Origin of the sequence: Rhodonellum sp., from assembly GCF_030656585.1 — a bacterium.
GTDB classification, from domain to species: Bacteria; Bacteroidota; Bacteroidia; order Cytophagales; family Cyclobacteriaceae; genus Rhodonellum; species Rhodonellum psychrophilum.
Genome location: NZ_JAUSPP010000043.1, coordinates 1 through 5916 on the forward strand (window position 1 = coordinate 1; position 5916 = coordinate 5916).

At 38.6% G+C, this 5916-nt stretch carries 5 protein-coding genes; 3 read left to right on the forward strand and 2 right to left on the reverse strand.

What is annotated here, in order from left to right:
* Positions 1 to 1091 (reverse strand): type I DNA topoisomerase (gene topA / locus Q7J63_RS11375; protein WP_304886219.1); only part of this gene is annotated, 1091 nt, incomplete at its 3' end.
* 154 nt (positions 1092 to 1245) lie between these two features.
* Here topA and Q7J63_RS11380 point away from each other — a divergent pair.
* Positions 1246 to 1728: a histidine phosphatase family protein gene (locus tag Q7J63_RS11380; protein ID WP_019598709.1), complete on the forward strand. Its 483-nt coding sequence runs from the start codon at positions 1246 to 1248 to the stop codon at positions 1726 to 1728.
* A 140-nt stretch (positions 1729 to 1868) separates the two neighbouring features.
* Positions 1869 to 2936, forward strand: coding sequence for an agmatinase family protein (locus Q7J63_RS11385; protein WP_026333731.1), 1068 nt, complete (start codon positions 1869 to 1871; stop codon positions 2934 to 2936).
* Between the two features lie 695 nt (positions 2937 to 3631).
* Here the strand turns inward: Q7J63_RS11385 and Q7J63_RS11390 are convergent.
* Positions 3632 to 3997, reverse strand: coding sequence for a BlaI/MecI/CopY family transcriptional regulator (locus Q7J63_RS11390; protein ID WP_019598706.1), 366 nt, complete (start codon positions 3995 to 3997; stop codon positions 3632 to 3634).
* Positions 3998 to 4286: 289 nt separating this feature from the next.
* On the opposite strand from Q7J63_RS11390, the gene Q7J63_RS11395 reads away from it, so the two are divergent.
* The gene (locus Q7J63_RS11395) at positions 4287 to 5741 is read left to right on the forward strand and encodes an IS1182 family transposase (protein ID WP_304886222.1); all 1455 of its coding nucleotides are present in this window, start codon (positions 4287 to 4289) and stop codon (positions 5739 to 5741) included.
* The last annotated feature ends 175 nt before the right edge of the window (positions 5742 to 5916 follow it).

The window sequence follows — 5916 nt, forward strand, 5'->3', positions numbered from 1 at the left end:
GCCATCTGTGAGGCAATGGCTCTTTTCCAGATGAGTTCATACAGACGGATTTCATTCCGGTCTCCAGTGATCTCATGCAGGGAAAAATCAGTGGGGCGGATAGCCTCATGCGCTTCTTGCGCACCTTCCGATTTGGTGGTGTATTTTCTGGCTTTGTGAAATTCAGAACCATAGGCTGCGTGGATTTCATTTTTGGCCGCATTCATGGCATCCTCAGAAAGGTTCACACTGTCCGTTCTCATATAGGAAATCCTACCCGCTTCATAGAGCTTTTGGGCCACAGACATGGTCTGTGCCACCGAAAAACTCAATTTTCTACTCGCTTCCTGCTGAAGTGTTGAAGTGGTAAAAGGAGCTGCAGGCGATTTTTTGGTCGGTTTCTTTTCGAGATTCTGAATGCTGAAATCCGCGCCTATACAGTTTTTCAAAAATGCCTCAGCATCTTCCTGTTTTTCGAATTTTTTGGGTAATTCAGCTGAAAGCGTCTTCCCTTTCACGTCAAAAAGTGCAGTGATCCTGAAGGCGGATTTGGAATTGAACTTGTCCACTTCCCTTTCCCTTTCCACCACCAACCTCACGGCGACAGACTGAACTCTTCCTGCAGAAAGGCCAGCTTTGATTTTTTTCCAAAGAATCGGAGAAAGCTCAAAACCCACCAATCGGTCCAAAATCCTTCTTGCCTGCTGTGCATTGACTAAATCATAATCAATGGTCCTTGGATTTTCTATTGCTTTGGTAATTGCATTTTTGGTTATTTCCCGGAAAACAATTCTCTTGGTATTTTCATCCTTTAGTTTCAATACCTCTTTTAGATGCCACGAAATGGCTTCTCCTTCGCGGTCATCATCACTTGCTAAATAGACCGTCTCTGCTTCAAGTACAAGTTTTTTCAGTTGTTTGATAACTTCCTTTTTGTCAGGGGTTACTTCGTAGGTTGGCTTGAATTTGTTTTTTATATCAATGGCTTTGTCTCCTTTGGGTAAATCTCTCACATGCCCATAACTGGAGGCAACCTTAAAATCTTTTCCTAAATAACCTTCTATGGTTTTCGCCTTGGCAGGGGACTCCACAATCACTAAATTTTTTGACATAGTCTCTTTACTTTGGAAATTCGGTCGCATACGCAACCCAAATAAAAGCCTAAAAATAGATGGCAATAAATTCTATTCCAAATTATCACGGACTTGATATGGCATTGGCATGATTATTTCTAAATAGGTTGTAGGAAACATTCTGGGTAAAATCATGCATAATTTTAAAAGTTTGGCGGTATTAAGGCACGGTGAGGCTGAATCTAGTCGTTTGAAAAATGGGGATTTTAACCGAAACCTAAGTGAGGAAGGCCGGTCCCAAGTAAAGCGATTATCCAAATTGCTCAAAAAAAACGATTTTGAAATCGACCTTATTCTAAGCAGCAGCGCAAATAGAACGAAAGAAACTACGGAATTGATCTCTCAAGAAACCAATGTTGGTTCCATTAAGTTTGAAGATGGCATTTATGAAGCGGAACAAGACGAACTTTTGAAAATGATCAATGGTTTGGAAGAGAATTTTGACAGCGTCTTGCTCATCGGACATAATCCTGGGTTGAGTGATTTGTTATCCTCCATTACAGGCGGGAATTACATAAACCTTCAACCCGGAATGATGGCAGTTATGGAGATCCAAGTAGAAGAATGGTCAATGGTGGGAGAGGAGACAGGGATTTTGAAGGAAGTAATCCAATAAATCCTGGTTTTCCAACATGGTTTTGAACTAATTCCGCTTCAATTTTATTTTTAATAAATCCTCAAACATTTTTGTAAGGACCGCGAATTTCGTTTTTTTGCCTTTATAAATTGAATCAATAGTTATCAAAAAAAATTCAAATGTCATTGAAACACCAAATTATAGAAAATTTTGACCCAAATGGGGTAAGTGCACACCAAGGCATTTTTGGTCTCCCTTTTGACGAAGAAACAGCAGAATTAATCATTATTCCAGTCCCCTGGGAAGTTACCGTATCCTACACTGCTGGTACGGCTGGAGGACCGAAAGCTATTTTGGAAGCATCTCCACAAGTGGATCTTTTCCAAAGTGACATAAAGGATGCATGGAAAATGGGTATACATATGCTTCCCATACCCGAAAATATTGCGGAAAAAAGTTCTGATTATAGGGTTTTGGCGAGTAATTACATCAATTGGTTGGAGAATGGATCCCAAGAAATCGATCGGGAAAGATTTGTAGCCGTCCCGGATTTGATCAATAAAGTCTGTTCAGAGATGAATGATTGGGTATATGAGCAGGCAAAAAAATACAGGGAAAAAGGGAAATTGGTAGCATTGGTTGGAGGGGATCATAGTACTCCCTTGGGATTGATGAAAGCCATTTCGGAAGGTCACAATAGTTTTGGTATTCTTCAGATCGATGCGCATGCAGACCTTCGGATTGCTTTTGAGAATTTTAAGTATTCCCATGCTTCCATTGCATTTAATGCCTTGAAAATCCCCCAAATCAGCAAATTGGTGCAGGTAGGTATTCGGGATTATTGTGAATCGGAGTCTATAATGGCAAAGGAAAACAATAGGATCGTTACGTTTTACGATTCTGATATCAAGGAAGACATGTATGAGGGGAAAGCTTGGAAAATCATTTGTGATGATATCGTCGAGGAACTCCCCAATGAAGTTTATATAACCATTGATATCGATGGCTTTGACCCAAAATTATGTCCCAATACCGGTACTCCGGTTTCTGGAGGATTCGAATTGGAGCAAATCTTATTTTTGATCAAGCAGGTTGTCAAATCAGGAAAAAAAATTATAGGCTTCGATTTGGTTGAAGTGGCACCAGGAAGTGCGGGTGATGAATGGGATGGTAATGTTGGCGCCAGATTATTGTATAGAATGTCCAATCTTTATGGAGCATCCCAAGGGAAACTGAATTTAAAGTAGGAATTACCCAAATCACTAAATCTAAGGCCTGATACTAAAAGAATCAGGCTTTTTTTTGATAATGATTTATTTGCTGTTTGACCAATAACTAAAAATCAATCCTGTTTTATTGAAGCGGAAACTTGCCCAAGGCCCCCTTGCACTCAGTGAAGAAAAATCTGATCTTTTCTACTCAGACCTGAAGCTTGGTTTATCTCCCAAAAAATCTATAAAAACCGGGAGAAACAGGAGTTATCCCCATTGTTGGGACTTCGGTAAAATGTTTTTAAAGGTCTAATTGATTTTATATCTTCTTTTTTGAATGGATAATCGTGTGGGTTAAATATTTCATATCGGTCCAGTAACCAGCAGAAAACAATAATTAAGCATTCCCAAATGGAATCTTACTGAAATTTAAAAAGAATTGGGAATTGATTTTTTCGGCTGGAATCCCTGTAGGAATGGAGATTATTTCGGGCGCTTGCGTGATCGTAAGCGCCCGAAAAAATCGGAATAGTTCTCATCTTATATCGGGTTTATTATAACCTACTGCAATTTTAAAATAGAAAAAAGCAATGCAGTCAAGGGAGTCAATTAATTAATAATTCTTCTTAACGCAAGCACTTTTCCCTTTCTAAATAAAGTATGGTAAATCTCATAGAAAAAACCAGTCAGAAAGCACTTTTCCAGATATAATCAAGTAGAACTGAATTGGTTTACTTTCTTACTTCTTCTTTCACTTCCTCCAAGATCTTTTCGATTTCTTTTACATCGAGATTTTTATCTCTGGCAAAAAAGGAAGCCAAATTAGAAAAACTATCACTAAAATATCCTGCAAGTAGATTCTTGATTGTGAAACTCCTGTACTCATCCTTGGATACGATAGGATAATACTCATGTGACTTACCGTAAGCTTTGTGTTGAACAAAACCTTTTCTTTCCAGAATACGGATAATAGTGGAAACGGTGTTGTAAGCCGGCTTGGGGGCTGACAACTTGGCGAGGATATCTTTGACAAAACCTTTCTCGATATCCCACAGGATCTGCATTAATTGCTCTTCTGCGCGGGTTAGCTCTCTCATTTGTGTTTAAGTTTTAAATTCGATATGAACTTAACCATTTAGTTTTATAAATGCAAGTTTGGGAACAAAACTTTCCAAAAAAAATCAAAAAATAATTGAAAGTGGCAAATAATTAACTAGTAGAACAGGTATGTCCAAATAAAAAGGTCGTTTTAGAACAAAAAAATAACCACTGATTAAGGAGGCCACTGAAAAAGTCCTTTGATAAAATGTTAGTAAAAAAGGTGTAGGAAAATTACTTTTCTACACCTTTTTTTTGTATATTTTAATATACAAATAACTCAATATCATGTTATTACATCAACAAGAGATTAAGTTCAGCCAATACAGTTCCATCTATGACTTGATAGTCCCAAAGGACAATCTTCTTAGAAAGGTCAATGACATCATTGACTTTAGTTTTGTTTACCAAGAGTTAGTTGATAAATACTGCTCTAATAATGGACGTATGGCACACAGTCCTGTTCGGATGTTTAAGTATCTGTTGCTCAAAACCATCTATACCTTGTCAGATGTCGATGTGGTGGAGCGTTCACTTTATGACATGTCCTTCAAATATTTTTTGGAAATGTCTCCGGAAGAAGATGTCATTAATCCAAGTTCTTTGACCAAGTTCCGAAAGCTCCGGTTAAAAGACACCGATTTGCTGAACCTGCTGATCAACAAAACGGTATCCGTTGCCATAGAAAAAGGCGTAATCCGCTCTAAGTCAATTATTGTAGATGCCACACATACGCTTTCAAGAACAAATCCATTTTCAGCATTGGCTGTATTAAGAGAACGTTCAAAGCTACTTCGCAAAACTATTTATTCCTACCAAGAGGACTGGAAAGAGCGGATGCCAAAAAAGAACACGGATAATGATCTGGAAAAGGAGTTGTCCTATTGTAAGGAGTTGGAACAGGTTATTGGGCAGGATGAAACTATCAGCGCCATACCGGCAATAAAAGAGAAATTAAACCTATTAAAGGAAACCGTTGAAGATACCAGGGAAAACATCAACTCGGCAAAAGATGCTGATGCCAAATTAGGGTATAAGTCAGTGGATAACCCTTTTTTTGGATACAAAACCCATTTGGCAATGACCGAAGAACGGATCATCACAGCTGCGGTAGTAACCTCCGGAGAGAAAGGAGATGGTCCGGAACTCCCCAAGCTCATCAAAATGAGTCAGGAAAATGGGCTTGACTTTGATACCGTTATCGGGGATGCAGCATACTCAGGAAAAGAAAACATCCAGCTGGCAAAAGATCAAGACCTTAAAATCGTGGCAAAACTTAACCCCTCGATCACACAGGGATTTAGAAAGGACGAAGATAAATTTGATTACAATAAAGACGCTGACATGTTTGTGTGCCCGGCCGGGCATTTAGCCATACGCAAGGCTAGACAGGGGAAAAAGAAGATGGGTGTAAATCAAGTAGACACCTACTTTTTTGATGTGGAAAAATGCAAAACGTGTCCATTAAAAAACGGCTGTTATAAACAGGGGGCAAAAACCAAATCGTACTCTGTATCCATAAAATCAGACCTTCATAAAGAGCAAATGGAGTTTCAGGAATCACCCTACTTCAAAGAAAAAGCAAAGGAACGGTATAAAATAGAAGCGAAAAACGGAGAGTTAAAAAACGCACATGGATTTGGAAGGGCAATATCTTACGGGATAAATAACATGGAAATGCAAGCTGCCATAGCTTTATTCACCGTAAATGTTAAAAGGATCTTGAAACTGGCCCGGGTATAATCAAAAACTGGTAGAAAATCGTTGAAAATCATCAAAATTAGTTCGGTATAGGCTTCAATAGAGAAATTTTAAAAGCTAGTGGCGAAAAAAAAGAAAGCGACTAAGTCACTCTTGTCAATGACTTAGTCGCTTTCAAAATTTTACCTTCAGTTTTAGCTACTTTTTCAGTGGCCTC